The organism is Flavobacterium sp. GNP011 (genome assembly GCF_056428925.1).
Genome location: NZ_JBWJVJ010000002.1, coordinates 73,315 through 90,101 on the forward strand (window position 1 = coordinate 73,315; position 16,787 = coordinate 90,101).

Below are 16,787 nucleotides of genomic sequence, written 5' to 3' on the forward strand. Positions count from 1 at the left end.
GTTTTTTTTTAATTAATTCTCAGTTGCTCTTAAACCAGTAACCAAATTGAAGTTATTGATTTTTTGGTCTTGTAAAATATCCATTACTTTTTTAATAGCAGGATACTCCTCTTTTGCATCACCTTTTATGGCTATTTGCAATTCTTTGTCATTCACTTTGATATTTGCAATTCTAGAATTGTAAATCCATTCTTTTAATTGATTATCAAGAGAATCTTTAGGCACACCTGGCTGAACACCTGGTTTGTTTCTATCCGCAGTTTTCATTGCAATAAGCTGTTTCAGGTTAGCGATTGGAACTCCAATACCTTCCATCAAAGCAAATGTTTCAGTTTCACTTTCAGTAAATTCAACACCGTATTTTTGACCCATCAATTGCAAAGCTTCTTTACGAACTTCTCTACCTTTTAAATCATAAAATACTTTTCCTTTACCTATGGTAACGGTTGCTAAATTATCTTCTGGCAATTTAGACTGAACTGTTGATGCAGGGGTATCAACTGGCAATGCTTCCGGGATTTTTGCAGTTGCAGTCATTACAAAGAATGACAACAATAAAAAAGCCACATCACACATAGCAGTCATGTCCGTAGACCCTGCTTTTTTCTTCATTTTTATAGCCATTAATATATTTTTTAAAATTTACAAGAAAGCAGCAGCAAAAATCGAGCTACTTTCTTGTAAAATAAATTATTAATTATTTTTGAGCACTTCTGAAGTGTCTGTATGTGTTCACAATTGTATTACCAGCCTCATCAATAGAGTAAGTCAAAGTATCAATTTTAGAAGTAAAGAAGTTGTAAGCAATAATTGCCAAAGCAGAAGTAGAGATACCTGTAGCCGTGTTAATCAAGGCCTCAGAGATACCATTTGCAAGAGCAGCTTGATCAGGAGTACCTGCAGCAGATAATGCACTAAATGCTTTAATCATCCCCGTTACTGTTCCTAACAATCCTGCAAGAGTTCCTAAAGATACCATTGTAGAAAGTACAGTCATGTGTTTCTCTAACATTGGCATTTCTAATGAAGTAACTTCTTCAATTTCTTTGTGGATTGTTTCAGCAGCAGCTTCACTATCAAAACCTTCTTTTTTAACTTCTTGGTATTTCAATAAAGCAGATTTGATTGGGTTAGCAACAGAACCTTTTTGTTTGTCACAAGCAGCAATAGCTCCTTCAATATTTCCAGCTTTAATATCTTTTTGTAAGTTAGTCATGAACTGATCAAGATTTCCTTTACCAGCTGCTTTTGAAATTACAGCATAACGCTCAAATGAGAATACAACAACCATTAAAAGTAATCCTAACAAAACTGGTACAATTGGACCTCCTTTGTATACCATTGCTAACATGTTTCCTGGCAGTGGGTGACCTGTATTAACACCACCTTCAAAGTTAGAGCCATCACCCATTATGAAATTCCAAATTAACCATCCAACAAAGATACATGCTACAATAATGATTCCTGAAATCATTCCCCCTCCGTTCGCCGCTTTTTCTTTTTTAACGTTTGCCATTTTTTTTTTAATTTTAATAGTTTTAAATAAATTTATCTTAGTTATATTAAACTTGTAGTTAGGCAAATTTATATTTTTAGTTCAAATAAAAAAACTTTTTTTTATTTAATTGTAATTAAATTTATTTCAATAACACATTCGAAGCACTTATATACTCATTTCAGTTCATATTCATAAATAAATCGACTGTAATGTGAAAAATAATTTATCATTTTAAGACAATTAAGTGTAATTTTTCAATAATAACTCATTCTCTAAAAAAAACATATTTTGATTTTTTTACAACAAATAAGCGTTATCACTGCAGTAAACACTAAAATTGTTGGTTTTATAAAAAAATAATACCTTGCATTAGAATTAAATTCAGATACATTATGAGCAAAAAAGATGATTTTACATCGTACATAACCCAAGGTTTTCAATCAAAAGGTGAAAGCATCACTCTAGGCAGCGCTATTTTAGATAGAGAAGCAGTACCAAATACTTATGTAAAAATACCGTTAAAAACACTTAACCGCCACGGATTAATTGCTGGCGCTACCGGTACTGGGAAAACTAAAACAATACAAGTTCTATCTGAACAGCTTTCCTCTTTTGGTATTCCCGTATTAATGATGGATATAAAAGGTGATTTTAGTGGGATTGCTAGAGAAGGAGAAGAAAAAGATTTTATAACTGAACGTCATACTAAAATAAACATTCCTTATAAAACACAAAGCTTTCCTGTTGAACTATTGACCTTGTCTGAGCAAAACGGTGTTCGGTTGCGAGCCACTGTATCAGAATTTGGCCCAGTACTTTTTTCTAGGATATTAGATTTAAATGATACTCAAACTGGAGTTGTAGCCGTGATTTTTAAATATTGTGATGACAATAAAATGCCTTTACTCGATTTAAAAGACATCAAAAAGGTAATCAATTACATAACCGATGAGGGGAAAGAAGAGATTGAGGAATTATACGGAAAAATATCAACAGCTACTACTGGGACTATCCTACGAAAAAAAATTGAACTTGAACAACAAGGAGCCGATTTGTTTTTTGGCGAAATGTCATTTGACATCAATGATTTGATGCGCATAGATGAAAACGGCAAAGGATACGTGAATATATTACGCCTCACAGACATACAAGACAAACCGAAATTGTTTTCGACTTTTATGTTGAGTTTATTAGCCGAGATCTACCAACAGATGCCTGAACAAGGAGATGCTGAACAACCTGAACTTGTCATTTTTATAGACGAAGCGCATTTGATATTTAACGAAGCTAGCAAAACATTATTAGAACAAATTGAAACTATTGTAAAACTAGTTCGATCAAAAGGTATTGGAATTTATTTCATAACTCAAAACCCAATGGACATTCCTAGTGGTGTTCTTGCTCAATTAGGTTTAAAAATTCAGCATGCATTAAGGGCTTTTACAGCCAATGACAGAAAGGCCATTAAACAAACTGCTGATAATTATCCTACCTCTGAATATTACACCACTGAAGATGTCCTTACAAGTCTAGGTATTGGAGAAGCGCTTGTTACAGCCTTAAATGAAAAGGGTATCCCTACTCCTCTTGCTGCAACCATGATGCGAGCACCTATGAGTCGAATGGATATTTTAACCGATAATGAAATTGAAACTATTAACAACAACTCTAAACTTGTAAATAAGTACAGCAGTGTCATAGATAGAGAAAGCGCCTATGAAATGCTGCAAAAAAAGATTACCGAGGTAAATGAAAGCGTAGCTGAAAACATTGAGGAAGAAACAGTTGAAAAAGAGAAAAATGAAGAACCAAGCACGGCTAGCGTTGTTGGGAAATCTGTTTTAAAAGTGCTTACAAGTGCCACTTTCATCCGAGGAGTTTTTGGAGTTTTGACCAAGATCTTTAAAAAATAACGCTATAAAATCAAAATATGAAAAAATATTTAGTTCAAAATAAACCTTTTGTAGTCCCAACCACAGACGGCAAATTGATTGAAGAACACCATGGCTTAATTGCAACTCAAAACAACGACATCTCAATTGCTCACATGGTGGCTCCCCCAAAGTGGAGTGAACCATTTCAAACTCCTCAATTTGAGGAGTATACTTATATTATCAGTGGTAAAAAACAATTTATAATAGACGACGAAATTGTTATTCTTGAAGCGGGTCAATCTATAAAAATTGAAAAAAATACACGAGTGCAATATTCCAATCCTTTTAACGAGCCTTGTGAATATATTGCTATTTGCAAACCTGCATTTTCAATAGAAAAAGTTAATAGAGAGGAATAAACCGTATACTATTATTATCTTTAAGTCTTAAAATACGATATTTATGTCCACTCCAAAAAAAATTGTTATTGTAGGCGCAGGATTTGCAGGTTTGCGTCTAGCCCAAGATTTAGAAAACACCAATTATGATGTATTACTAATAGACAAGAACAATTACCATCAATTTCAACCTTTGATGTATCAAGTGGCTACCGCTAGACTGGAGCCTGCAAGTATTTCTTTTCCTTTGAGAAAAGTATTTCAACATTCAAAAAATGTTCGTATCCGTATTGCTAATGTTAATAGTGTGAATACTCAAAATAAAACTCTCCAAACCTCCATTGCTGATTTTGATTATGATCACTTAGTAGTTGCTTTTGGATGTACCACAAATTATTTTGGCAATACTGAAATTGAGAAACATGCATTCCCAATGAAATCAGTACCGGAGGCGATACAATTGCGCAACCAAATTTTACAAACCTTTGAAGACGCCTTGATTGCACCTGCTGATGAATTGCAATCTTTAATGAACTTTATTGTAGTAGGAGGCGGACCAACCGGTGTTGAACTTGCGGGGGCACTTGCAGAGATGAAAAAAAACATACTCCCAAAAGATTATCCTGACAAAGATTTCTCAAAACTTACCATTTATTTACTGGAGGGTTCACCCAATGTTTTGAATCCAATGAGTGTTGACTCCCAAAAAATGTCTAAGAAATATCTTGAGGATTTAGGAGTGATTGTAATGACCAATACCCTTGTAAGTCATTACGACGGGAAAACGGTAAGCTTACAAAATGGAGAAATCATCCGTTCAAAAAATGTAATATGGGCTGCAGGTATTACTGGAAATACTCTAGAAGGAATACCAACAAGTGCATTAACAAGAGGCAACCGTTTTCAAGTAGACCGTTTTAATGGCATTGCTGGATTAGATTCTGTTTATGCTCTAGGGGATATTGCATTTATGACAACCCCAAAATATCCAAACGGACACCCACAAGTAGCAAGTGTAGCTATTGAACAAGCCAAAATTCTAGCTAAAAACTTCAAATTAGCTTTAAAAAATGGAAAGAAAATTGAATATGAGTACCACGACAAAGGTTCCATGGCCACAGTAGGTAAACGGAAAGCAGTTGTCGATTTGCCTAAATTTAGTTTTCAAGGACGATTGGCCTGGTTCACGTGGATGTTTATTCACCTCATGTTAATTTTGAGCGTAAAAAACAAACTCTCTATTTTTGTAAACTGGATGTTTAGTTACTTTAATAATGACAGTACATTGCGTGTTTTATTAAAACCCGCCACAAAAAAATAACTAGAAAAAACAACAAAGGACTCTAAAAAAGAGTCCTTTGTTTTATTGTAAAAGTTCCAATATTTTATCTTCTACTTTTTTGGAATCCCAGATAGTAGCAATATCATCCATCTTTAAAATTTCTTCCATTATTTTGTTTTGGTATTCCCCTAGCGCCAGCGCTTCGGCATAAGGTGTAAGACTAAAAGTGACCAAACTATAAAGAGGAGTCCATTTATCAGGATGTTTGTCTGAGAACCATTTTTCAATTTTCTTTTGCAATAAAAAATTCTCGTCAGCAGTTTTTGAGCTCATTTCCATGAAGTTTCTTTCTGCTAATTCTGCAATTGCATCCGCATTTGGTTTGCGAAGTTGCTCATATTCTAAGAAAATTGCTCGCCAGTTGTCTCCGTGTTTATCAATACAGTCTTGTAAAATAGTAATATCTTCAAATCCCGCGTTCATCCCTTGACCATAAAAAGGTACTATTGCATGAGCGGCATCACCTATTAAAGCAACTTTATCCTCATAGGTCCAAGGATAGCATTTCATTTTTACCAAATAACTGGTTGGATTCTTAAAAAAATCTTCCACCAGATTCGGGATTACAGCTTTTGTATCAGGGAAGAATTTAGCGAAAAAATCAACTAAGTCTTTCTCCGTTTTTAGCTTTTCAAATGAATTATCTCCCTCAAAAGGCATAAAAAGAGTACATGTAAAACTACCATCAAGATTAGATAAACCCATTAACATAAAATCTCCTCTTGGCCAAATGTGTAATGAGTTGGCATCTATTTTATGTGAACCATCAGGATTTGCAGGAATATGCAATTCCTTATACCCTATTTTCATGAACTCTTGAGAATAATTGAACATCGATTGACGTTGCATTTTGTGTCTAATGCGTGAAAAAGCACCATCAGCTCCAAAAACTTTGTCAAATTTAATCTCTGTCCATTCACCACGCTCCGTTTCACCTATGTGTAAAGTAGCATCATTTAAGGTGACGTCCCATATTTTTTGATTAAAAAAGAATTCCACCCCTTCCTTTTCGGCAAGATCTATCATTTTACGGTTTAAAATCCCTCTTGAAAGTGAAAAGATTGCCTCTCCCTCCTTACCATAATTTTGAGTTACATAACTTCCGTCTTGTAAATGTATTCCTCGTTTGTCTACAGGAATACCGATAGCACGTATTTCATCATCAAGACCTATATCTTCTAATGTTTTCCATCCTCTATTAGACATTACTAAGTTGATAGATCGACCAGAAAATTGAATATTGCGTATATCCGGACTTCTATCATAAACATGAACAGTATGTCCTAATTTTTTTAAATATATTGCCAATAGAGTCCCTACTAAACCTGAACCAACTACAGCAATTTTTTGAGGTGTTTGCATTATTTTTGATAATATGTTAAGCAAAACTACTCATTAATTAGTTTAAGCTCTTAAAAATTAAACATTATTTACTAGGAGTAAAAATTAATTTAGTAGAAGTCCTTTGAATTTCCTCCTTATTTAAAAGCATCCTCCTAAATTTACCTGTATTGTACAACTCCGCTTGGTCATCATAATGGGCACTCATGGGATTCCCTGATTGTCCAGTAGGCAAAATGCTCAAACTGTTTTCAATATCCGAAAAATCTATAACTCTTCGGGTAGAAGGCCCGCCTTTTACATCATAAACCCCACTGCTATTATAACTGAAAAATAAATTATTAATAACCTCGCTAGAACCTGATACCTCAAAAGGACCTACATTGAAAATGTTTTTCAAAACAGCAACTTTACTCAAAGGATGTTGGTGTTCTAAAGTATGAACTCTATTCCAAGTCCAAGCCAATACGTCTGGGCCCAATTGTTTTTCAAGCGCAGATATAGCCTCTTTAAATGACTGTAATACTATATTCTCTCTAGTTTCTTTATTGTTTTTAGTATTAATGTTATCCCACCAAACCGAATTTTTATTTTGTATTTGATTCGCAATTGTCTGTTTCATGACATGGGTGCCCAGGAACATTTCAAACTTTTCCTTTCCTAACTCGTCTTCAAAAGTGTTTTTCATATATTGATATACCCATTTGTTGTAAATTGTAGGAGCAACATCATCCAGATTATTAGAGCCTTTCCAATCTTTTAAAATAGAAATTGCTTGTTTTTGAGTACCCGAAAGTGCTTTAGAACTACAATTTGCAATCAACTCTTTGACTACATTTGGCGCAACCGATGAAACATTATCAAAAATCATATTCCCCACAGCTTCTTTATCCCAAGAGGAATTAGAATCTAATAATTGAGCAATTCTTTTGGCGCGATCCTCTGGCAAATAATATCCAGGATAATTAAATCCATCTATAGGTTCCGGCTGATTATTTGCTGAATAAACGTAATTCCATCTTGGGTTTACTGCCGAAGGATTTTTGGAGAAATCCAAAAACGAAACAATATCATCCTTACCCGAAGCTCCATCTAAGATAAAGTTTGGATTTACTCCTTTATTATGTTTGTACAATTTACCAGTAGCCCACCATGCTACATTTCCTTTAGCATCGCCGTACATTACATTTAATCCTGGAGCAGTTATTAATGCAACCCCTTTTCTAAAATCAGCTTTGCTTTTTGCATGCGAAAGAAAATAAACTGCATCTAGAATATTGATGGGTTGTTGTGTATAAATCCAAGATAAGGCTACGGGCTTATTAGCCTCTAAACCATCCATTAAGTCATTCATAATAGGCCCATGACGTGTTAATTTCACATTCAAAACACAATCTGTTGAGTCTTTAATTTTTATTGTTTTTTTTCTAATTTCATATGTCCCATAACCACTAGGAGTTTTATACTCTTTGTTATTCTTGGGATTGGATTGTTCTTGATATAAATCGATATCATCATTTTCAAACATGGTCAATCCATAAGCATAATCTCTGTTGTGCCCTAATAAAGGATAGGGTGTTCCTGCTAAATAACAACCATATAACTCAAAATCTGGTACAACAATATGAGCTTCATACCAAGTTCCCGGTTGAGAAAACCCAATATGTGGATCATTAGCAAAAATAACTTTTCCGTTTTTAGTTTTCTTTGGCGCAATAACCCAACTGTTACTTCCTATAAAAGGAGACACAGGTGATTGGTCTAAAAGTTTTGCAATAGACTTAGATATAGCTGCATACTCTTGGGGATTTTCGGATGCGTTATTTATTTTCGTAGTATTAAATTCACCATTTATTCCTAAATCCTTAAGGTATTCGGCACCATATTTATTGCGAATATCTGTTAACAAAGGATCTGATTTTTGAGCCATTGCAAAACTAAAAGACATGTATCCAAAAATATTATACACATCTTTTATAGTAAACTTTTCTTTCTTCACTCCAATCAAACTAAACTCTATCGGCGTTTTCCCCTGGTCTAAATACTGATTAATCCCATCAAGATAAGACATCGTCAATTGGTAACTTGGACTATTTTTATCTAATGCTGCTATTGCTTTGGCTGAGGCTTCTTCAATCCCTAAGCCGGCAAAAAATTTATCATTTTTCAATGCTACTGATCCAAAGATTTCTGACAACCTTCCAGGAGCTATGCGGCGCATTAGTTCCATTTGCCATAATCGATCCTGTGCATGGACATACCCTAATGCAACCATGGCATCTTTTGAATTTGCTGCATAGATATGAGGAACACCAAATTCATCAAAATGAACGGTTGTTTCTTTTTGAATATTTTTTAACACTACCTCACCCTCATATGTAGGTTTTGAGTATAGCGCATACAAAAAAATGGAACCTGCTAAAACGGCTACTAGTAGAAGCAAAATAAAAAGAGATTTTTTTAGTGTTTTCATCATGGGATAAATTGAAAAACAAATATATAGGATTTGGAAGTGATATGAAACAAATAATTACGACTGGAGTACGATGCAATAAAATAATTTAAAATCTCTATATTTTGTTTAATTTATTTCTTGATTAATTAAACAAAAAGTATCTTTGTTTAAAATAATACGACTTATGAAACATATTTCAAGAGATATCATATCTCAAATGGAAAAAATTGAAAGATTAAACTTAATCAATTCGTGTACGGGATATAAATCAGCAAATCTATTGGGAACAAAATCTATAGACGGAAAATCAAATGTTGCCATTTTTAGTAGCGTAACCCACTTGGGGAGTAATCCTGCAATGATTGGGTTTATTATGCGCCCCACTACGGTTCCTAGAGATACATACAAAAACATTAAAGATACTGGCTACTTTACCGTAAATCACATCACAGCAGATATGATTGAGGCTGCACATCACACCTCGGCCAATTATGAATTAGGAGTTTCTGAGTTTGACAAAACAACACTTGAAGAGGAATTCAAAGAAGGTATCCCTACTCCTTTTGTTAAGGGGAGTCCTGTACAACTATTGTGTAAATATGTTAATGAATATCATATTGTAGAAAATGACACCATACATGTTATTGCATCAATTGAACATCTTTTTTACAAAGAAGAATTAGAACATAAAGATGGCTGGTTGCAAATAGATCGTGGAAATGTTGTTGCTATAAATGGTTTAGACGGGTATTGTTTACCCAAATTACTGGATCGTTTCCAATACGCACGCAAAGAAATTCCAACAACTTCCTTTTTCAAAAAATAAAAATGAAAAAACTACGGTTAATCCTTGGTGATCAGTTGAATGCGACGCACTCTTGGTTTCAAGAAAAAGACGAAAATACCATTTATATGCTTGCCGAAATGCGTCAGGAAACAGATTATGTCAAGCACCACATACAGAAAGTTGTGGCATTCTTTCAATCCATGAGGCATTTTTACACAGACCTTAAAGATAAAGGTCATCAAGTACTCTACTTCGAAATTACAGCCTCAGACAATCCTCAAAATTTAGATCAATTGATTGACTTTTGTATTGAAAAATATGGCATTGCCAAATTTGAATATCAACTACCTGACGAATACCGTCTGGATCAGCAATTAAAATTGATTTGCTCAAAACTTACCATTGAGACCCAAGCATTCGATACGGAACATTTTTATACCAAGCGAGAGGAGTTGACCGATTTTTTTGAAGGTAAAAAGTTATTGTTGATGGAAAATTTTTACCGACACATGCGTAAGAAACACCATGTTCTAATGGATGGCTCAACACCAGTTGGCAATCAATGGAACTTTGATGCTGAAAATCGAAAAAAATACAAAGGAGAAGTTCCAGTTCCTGCAGCAAAAAAATTTGGGACCGATATTGAAGCGCTTCTCTCTCAAATTGAAAAGGCTGGCATCAATACATTTGGTACAATTGACCCAAAAAACTTTGACTGGCCTACAAGCCGACGGCAAGCATTAGAGCAACTTGGTTATTTTTGTGATCATTTGCTTCGCCACTTTGGAGATTACGAAGACGCCATGCATACAGATGAAAAATATCTGTTTCATTCACGTTTATCGTTTGCTATGAACAGCAAAATGCTTTCGCCAAAAGAAGTGATTGAAACTGTAGTTGCATATTATCATGAACATGAATCCAGCATTTCCATTTCACAGGTTGAAGGTTTTGTTCGGCAAATTTTAGGTTGGCGTGAATACATAAGAGGAATTTACTGGAAAGAAATGCCTAACTATTCTAAAATGAATGCTTTAAACAACACCAATAAACTGCCTGATTTTTTCTGGACAGGTCAAACTAAAATGAATTGCATGAGTCATGCTATTAATCAAAGTTTGAAGGATGCCTATGCACATCATATTCAGCGTTTGATGGTAATAGGAAACTTTACTTTATTAACTCAAATTCATCCTGACGAAGTAGACAATTGGTATCTAGGTGTTTATATTGATGCCATCGAATGGGTAGAAATGCCCAATACAAGAGGTATGTCACAATACGCAGATGGCGGAATTATCGCAACAAAACCTTACGTTTCCTCAGGAAGTTATATCAATAAAATGAGTAACAATTGCGTTAAATGCCATTACAATGTGAAGGAAAAATTTGGAGATAAAGGCTGCCCATTTAATACGCTTTACTGGAATTTTTTGGACGAAAAGAAAGACTATTTTAAAGGAAACCAGCGCATGGGAATGATGCTTAACCTTCTTAAAAGAATTGATCCTGAAGATTTATACAAGATCAAGCTTAAGGCAAATGATATTATAAACAATATGGATTCGTATTAAACTAGAAAAGCGTCTCAACTCCTCACAGAATTGAAACGCTTTTATTATTTTCTAAAAACGAATTTAGTTTTTCTTACTACCGTCAATAATTGCACCTGTTCCTGCGCCCACTCCAGCACCTGCAACACCACCAATAATAGCTCCTTGAACTTTTTTCTTACTGATAATTGCTCCAGTTGCTGCTCCTACTCCTGCACCAATTACTGCTCCTTTGGCTGTGCTACTCCAACCTTTCTTTTTAGTTGTGGTAGTTGTAGTCGTTGTTGCTTGAGGAGCTTGTTGATTAACTACAACAACTTCTTTCTTGGTTTCTAATTTTTCCTCTTCTATTTTCACCATCACTTGCTGCATGGAGTCAATCACTCTTTGCTTTTCCATTTCTACTTTCATAGAATCAACTGTTGCTGCTTTTACTTTTGCAACATCCATTTTGCCTTGATTTTGACAAGAAACTACTGCCAAAGCAAGTAGCATAAAGTATACTATTTTCATAATTAGTTTTATTTTATTGTTAAAAAACAAAGTAACAACATTTAAACCCTTCTTCAATTATCAAATTCCAGGTTAAATTTACATAATTCATCGACTCGCTTTCTCTAAAATTCCTTTTTTTAAAATTTGGCCAAACTCATACATGTCAACGTAAGAGGTATATAAAGGCACTGGCGCTAAACGAATCACATTAGGTTCACGCCAATCTGTAATTACCCCATTTTTCATTAAATAATCAAACAAACTGCGTCCTTCACCATGCAGTAAGACAGAAAGTTGGGAAGCTCTTTCTAATGGGCTTTGTGGTGTAATGATTTCAAAAGTACTCTCAACTTCTTTATCGATTTCATGTAAAATAAACTCTAAATACGATGTGATACTGTCTCTTTTTTGAATTAGAGCATCCATTCCTACTTCGTCAAACATAGTCACCGATGCCAAATAAGGAGCTAATGACAATATGGGTAAATTACTAATTTGCCAACCATCTGCACCATGAACGGGATCAAAAGTTTGTTCCATCTTAAAACGACGTTCTTTGTTATGTCCCCACCACCCTGCAAATCTTGGAAGCTCACTATTGTTATGATGTTTTTCATGAATAAAACAACCAGATGCATTCCCTGGTCCTGAATTCATGTATTTATAACTGCACCATGAAGCAAAGTCTACATTCCAATTGTGCAATTCTAGCTTTACATTTCCCGCAGCATGAGCCAAGTCCCATCCTACGTAAGCACCTGCTTTGTGTCCTGCTGCAGTTATCGTTTTCATGTCAAAAACTTGACCAGTGTAATAATTGACACCTCCAATGAGAACCAAAGCCAACTCATCGCCTACTTCTTCAATTTTTGCTAACAGATCTTCAAGACGGATGTTTTGTTCCCCTTCGCGTCTTTTAATTTCTACTAATGCTTCATGGGGATCAAAACCTACCGATCTTGAATGAAAATCAACTTGGCTTTGAAACATATATTGATCCGAAGGAAATGCTTTCTCCTCACAAATAATTTTGAATTTGGTTTTTGTAGGTTGGTAAAAAGAAACCATCAATAAATGAAGGTTTACGGTCAAGGTATTCATCACGGTTACCTCTGAAGGAAGTGCACCAACGATTTTACTCAACGGATTAGCAAAACGTTCGTGGTAATCCCACCAAGGTTTATCACTATAAAAATGCCCTTCTACAGCTAGGTTTGCCCAATCGTCCATGACTTCATCTACAAAAGCTTTGGTACGTTTTGGTTGCAATCCAAGTGAATTTCCGGTAAAATAAATTACTTTTTTTCCGTTTACTTGAGGAAATATAAACTCGTCTTGGTATTTGTTTAAAGGATCTTGGATATCTAGTTGCCTTGCAAATTCAAGGGTATTTTGAAATTTCATACGTTCAGTTTTGATTGGTAAATGTACAAAAAATGCAGCGATAGTAGCAAGTGTTTAAACCAATTAGGAACTTCATGAAATCCAAAAAAAAAGAGACATATTACTGAGCTTTATTATTAAAAATCTTGATAGGAGAGGATCGAGTTTTGCGGACGGGTTTGTGTGAGGGGTTGTAGCGGCATCCTTTATTTTCTTTCTTTAAGAAAATAAAGATATAGCGTAAAACCCGACCCGACCTTTTTCGGGGAGGGTCACACCAAAAAAAATCTCGCCACGAATGACGAGATTTAATACTTATGATATGATTTTGTTGTATTATAGAATCAACATGGCATCACCGTAAGAGTAAAATTTATATTTCTCCTCGATTGCTTCGGCATATGCTCTTTTCATTAAATCGTGTCCACAAAAAGCGGAGATCATCATTAATAAAGTTGATTTTGGAGTATGAAAATTAGTGATCATACACGTTGGGATAGCAAAATCGTGCGGTGGAAAAACAAATTTATTTGTCCATCCGTCAAACGGATTAAGTGTGTTTTGTGATGAAACAGAACTTTCTACAGCGCGCATAGAAGTTGTCCCTACGCAACAAATACGTTTCTTTTTAGCTTTGGCTGCGTTTACGATATCACAGGCTCCTTGAGTAATTTTTAATTCCTCAGAATCCATTTTGTGTTTCGATAAATCTTCAACCTCAACAGGATTAAAAGTTCCTAAGCCTACGTGAAGCGTAACCTCAGCAAAATTGATTCCTTTTATTTCTAGTTTTTTCAATAAATGCTTAGAGAAATGCAAACCGGCTGTAGGTGCTGCTACAGAACCTTCCTCTTTAGCATAAATTGTTTGGTAACGCTCCGCATCCTCAGGAGTTACATCTCTAGAAATGTATTTTGGGATTGGAGTTTCACCAAGTTCTGTTAATTTATTACGGAATTCCTCGTAAGAACCATCATATAAAAAACGTAGGGTTCTACCACGAGAAGTAGTATTGTCAATAACCTCAGCAACTAGAGAGTCATCGTCACCAAAATATAGTTTGTTTCCAATTCTAATTTTACGCGCTGGATCCACAAGAACATCCCAAAGTCTTTGCTCAGAGTTCAATTCTCTCAATAAAAACACTTCAATTCTTGCTCCAGTTTTTTCTTTATTTCCGTATAAACGAGCCGGAAAAACTTTAGTATTATTCAAAATTAAGACATCGCCTTCGTCAAAATAATCGATAACATCTTTGAACATTTTGTGTTCTATGGTTTGTTTTTTACGGTCAATAACCATTAAACGTGCTTCGTCTCTGTTTTCGGCAGGATACTCTGCAAGAAGTTCTTTTGGTAAATCGAATTGAAAATGTGATAATTTCATTTGAAAAAGTTATATGTTATGATTTATGCAGTACCTATTTAAATGATACTAGATATAAATCGTGTGCAAATATACGATTGTGAGACAGGCGTTGTCAAGTGTTTTAGGGTTTATTTTTAAAAGTCGTTGTTTAGCGGGCACTTAGAGGGCTATTTCATCATGACAATGCAACCCAATAGTTCTTAAATCATCCCAAAAATCAGGATATGATTTTGAAACTACTTCGGCATTTTCAATAATTATGGGAACTTTTATGGCAAGCGGTGCAAATGCCATTGCCATGCGGTGGTCATTATAAGTGGCTATAGATACATTTGGGATACAATCCTTTGTGGCTATTAGCGTTAAACTATCGTTTGTCACTGAAATAGTTGCTCCTAATTTTGTTAATTCAATTCGCAGTGCTTCTAGTCTATCTGTTTCTTTAATTTTTAAGGTATGAAGCCCCGTAAGGTGACAGCCAATTCCTAGGCCCAGACAGGTAACTACGATGGTTTGAGCAACATCAGGAGTGTTGTTTAATTCAAAATTGATTTGTTCTGGCAAACTAAAATCTGGTTGCTTGCTCAAGGTCATCTGGTCCCCGTTAAAATGGGTAACAACTCCAAGTTCTTTGTAAATTTCGACCAAAGCGGAATCGCCCTGAAGACTATCTTGTTTGTAACTTTTTAAGGTTATTGAAGCCTTACTGGAAAGTGCTACTAAACTGAAGAAATACGATGCCGAACTCCAATCAGATTCGACTGTCATAGACTTTGCAGCTACTTCATTTTTAGGATAAACCGTAATTACATTGCCTTCAAACTTTGTTTTGACTTCTAAATCATTCAATAACGCTAATGTCATTTTGATGTAGGGAACGGAAGTGATTTCACCTACCAATGTAATTTCGATTCCGTTCTCTAGTTTTGGCGCCACCAATAACAAAGCCGAAATATACTGACTACTTACATTAGCCGGGATAGACACTTTTGAGGCGGTTATTTTTTGACCACTGATTTTGATTGGCGGATAACCTACTTCTTTCTCGTATGTTATTACGGCTCCTAACTGTTGTAGTGCTTCGACCAAAACTTGTATTGGGCGTTCCGTCATGCGTTGAGAACCAGTCAGTATTACCTCATGACCTTCATGCACTGCATAATAAGCCGTCAAGAAACGCATGGCCGTTCCTGCATGATGAATATCAACTATTTCTGCATTGCCTTTCAAGGCTTTTTGCATGACCTCGCTATCATCAGAATTAGAGGTGTTGTTGAGCGTAATATTAGGAAACAAAGCCTGCAACAATAGCAGGCGATTGGTTTCGCTTTTGGAACCTGTTATGTTTAATTGTACATCGTCAATCGTGAAAGGTGAATTTGTAGTTACTTTTAAATTCATTTTTGTAATTATAAGTTGTGAATTATGAGTTATGAATTAAATAACCCAAATGCGCAATTTACTACTACTCATTCACAATTCATAATTTACAATTGACAATTTATTTTAGTTTTTCATTGTTTTTGTGACGGTCTTTATCTCTAACGGATTTTAAATCCATCTTTTTATCGAAAGCAGCTTGTAAATCAATCCCCGTTTGATTAGCTAAACACAATACTACAAAAACGACATCAGCAAGCTCCTCGCCAAGATCTTTGTTTTTATCACTTTCTTTTTCGGACTGTTCCCCGTAACGGCGGGCAATAATACGGGCCACTTCACCTACTTCTTCGGTAAGTTGTGCCATATTAGTTAATTCGTTAAAGTAACGAACACCATGTTCTTTGATCCAGGTGTCTACTTCGAGTTGTGCGTTTTTTATGTTCATTGGTTATATAATTACTCTCTATTTTTACTGTCTATGATGATGGTTACAGGTCCATCGTTTAGTAATTCCAATTTCATATCGGCACCAAAAACTCCGGTTTGTACTTTTTGGCCTAGATCCTGTTCTATTTGGGCTACAAATTGTTCATACAAAGGAACGGCAATTTCTGGCTTTGATGCTTTAATATAAGATGGGCGATTGCCTTTTTTGGTTAAGGCATGAAGGGTAAATTGAGACACCACAATAATATCGCCTTTAATATCTTTTACAGAAAGATTCATGACGTCATTTTCATCTCCAAAAATACGGAGATTAATAATTTTGGAACTCAGCCAGCTGCTATCTTCTTGCGTATCCGCATCTTCAATACCAACCAATACCAACAGTCCTTTTTGAATATCGGCTACAATTTGATTATCAATTGTGACTGAAGCTTGTGAAACTCTTTGGATTACTACTTTCAAA

General features: G+C 35.1%; 15 protein-coding genes. 5 read left to right on the top strand and 10 right to left on the bottom strand.

Going from position 1 to position 16,787, the window contains the following annotated elements:
• Nucleotides 1-12 precede the first annotated feature (12 nt).
• Both AC061E_RS02945 and AC061E_RS02950 read right to left on the bottom strand, forming a co-directional pair.
• On the bottom strand, nucleotides 13-612 hold the full coding sequence (locus tag AC061E_RS02945; protein WP_478284923.1) for an ExbD/TolR family protein: 600 nt from the start codon (nucleotides 610-612) through the stop codon (nucleotides 13-15).
• A gap of 85 nt (nucleotides 613-697) precedes the next feature.
• Nucleotides 698-1,516 (bottom strand): MotA/TolQ/ExbB proton channel family protein, encoded by an 819-nt coding sequence (locus AC061E_RS02950; RefSeq protein WP_478284924.1) that lies wholly within the window; start codon nucleotides 1,514-1,516, stop codon nucleotides 698-700.
• Between the two features lie 374 nt (nucleotides 1,517-1,890).
• Here AC061E_RS02950 and AC061E_RS02955 point away from each other — a divergent pair, with 374 nt between their 5' ends.
• From AC061E_RS02955 to AC061E_RS02965, 3 genes are read left to right on the top strand one after another with little or no spacing between them, the layout of a single operon-like run.
• Entirely contained in the window at nucleotides 1,891-3,411 is a 1,521-nt protein-coding gene (locus tag AC061E_RS02955; protein WP_478284925.1) for a helicase HerA-like domain-containing protein, read from the top strand.
• A 17-nt stretch (nucleotides 3,412-3,428) separates the two neighbouring features.
• Nucleotides 3,429-3,791: a cupin domain-containing protein gene (locus tag AC061E_RS02960; protein WP_478284926.1), complete on the top strand. Its 363-nt coding sequence runs from the start codon at nucleotides 3,429-3,431 to the stop codon at nucleotides 3,789-3,791.
• A gap of 43 nt (nucleotides 3,792-3,834) precedes the next feature.
• Nucleotides 3,835-5,091 (top strand): NAD(P)/FAD-dependent oxidoreductase, encoded by a 1,257-nt coding sequence (locus AC061E_RS02965; protein WP_478284927.1) that lies wholly within the window; start codon nucleotides 3,835-3,837, stop codon nucleotides 5,089-5,091.
• 42 nt (nucleotides 5,092-5,133) lie between these two features.
• Here AC061E_RS02965 and AC061E_RS02970 read toward each other — a convergent pair whose 3' ends face one another.
• Both AC061E_RS02970 and AC061E_RS02975 read right to left on the bottom strand, forming a co-directional pair.
• The gene (locus AC061E_RS02970; protein ID WP_478284928.1) at nucleotides 5,134-6,474 is read right to left on the bottom strand and encodes an FAD-dependent oxidoreductase; all 1,341 of its coding nucleotides are present in this window, start codon (nucleotides 6,472-6,474) and stop codon (nucleotides 5,134-5,136) included.
• Nucleotides 6,475-6,538: 64 nt separating this feature from the next.
• On the bottom strand, nucleotides 6,539-8,926 hold the full coding sequence (locus AC061E_RS02975) for a penicillin acylase family protein (RefSeq protein ID WP_478285112.1): 2,388 nt from the start codon (nucleotides 8,924-8,926) through the stop codon (nucleotides 6,539-6,541).
• Nucleotides 8,927-9,092: 166 nt separating this feature from the next.
• On the opposite strand from AC061E_RS02975, the gene AC061E_RS02980 reads away from it, so the two are divergent.
• Entirely contained in the window at nucleotides 9,093-9,734 is a 642-nt protein-coding gene (locus AC061E_RS02980; protein WP_478284929.1) for a flavin reductase family protein, read from the top strand.
• 2 nt (nucleotides 9,735-9,736) lie between these two features.
• The gene (locus tag AC061E_RS02985; RefSeq protein WP_478284930.1) at nucleotides 9,737-11,269 is read left to right on the top strand and encodes a cryptochrome/photolyase family protein; all 1,533 of its coding nucleotides are present in this window, start codon (nucleotides 9,737-9,739) and stop codon (nucleotides 11,267-11,269) included.
• A 63-nt stretch (nucleotides 11,270-11,332) separates the two neighbouring features.
• Here the strand turns inward: AC061E_RS02985 and AC061E_RS02990 are convergent, their stop codons facing one another.
• The 6 genes from AC061E_RS02990 to dtd form a co-directional block, all read right to left on the bottom strand.
• Nucleotides 11,333-11,761: a YMGG-like glycine zipper-containing protein gene (locus AC061E_RS02990; protein WP_478284931.1), complete on the bottom strand. Its 429-nt coding sequence runs from the start codon at nucleotides 11,759-11,761 to the stop codon at nucleotides 11,333-11,335.
• Nucleotides 11,762-11,848: 87 nt separating this feature from the next.
• Nucleotides 11,849-13,147 carry a kynureninase gene (gene kynU, locus AC061E_RS02995; protein WP_478284932.1) on the bottom strand — a complete coding sequence of 433 codons (1,299 nt, stop codon included), beginning with the start codon at nucleotides 13,145-13,147 and terminating at the stop codon, nucleotides 11,849-11,851.
• A 315-nt stretch (nucleotides 13,148-13,462) separates the two neighbouring features.
• On the bottom strand, nucleotides 13,463-14,512 hold the full coding sequence (gene queA / locus AC061E_RS03000; protein ID WP_144891626.1) for a tRNA preQ1(34) S-adenosylmethionine ribosyltransferase-isomerase QueA: 1,050 nt from the start codon (nucleotides 14,510-14,512) through the stop codon (nucleotides 13,463-13,465).
• 141 nt (nucleotides 14,513-14,653) lie between these two features.
• Nucleotides 14,654-15,895 carry a 3-phosphoshikimate 1-carboxyvinyltransferase gene (locus AC061E_RS03005; RefSeq protein WP_478284933.1) on the bottom strand — a complete coding sequence of 414 codons (1,242 nt, stop codon included), beginning with the start codon at nucleotides 15,893-15,895 and terminating at the stop codon, nucleotides 14,654-14,656.
• Nucleotides 15,896-15,995: 100 nt separating this feature from the next.
• Entirely contained in the window at nucleotides 15,996-16,322 is a 327-nt protein-coding gene (locus tag AC061E_RS03010) for a nucleotide pyrophosphohydrolase (protein WP_086452949.1), read from the bottom strand.
• Nucleotides 16,323-16,333: 11 nt separating this feature from the next.
• Nucleotides 16,334-16,786: a D-aminoacyl-tRNA deacylase gene (gene dtd / locus AC061E_RS03015; RefSeq protein ID WP_478284934.1), complete on the bottom strand. Its 453-nt coding sequence runs from the start codon at nucleotides 16,784-16,786 to the stop codon at nucleotides 16,334-16,336.
• Between the last annotated feature and the right edge of the window lies 1 nt (nucleotide 16,787).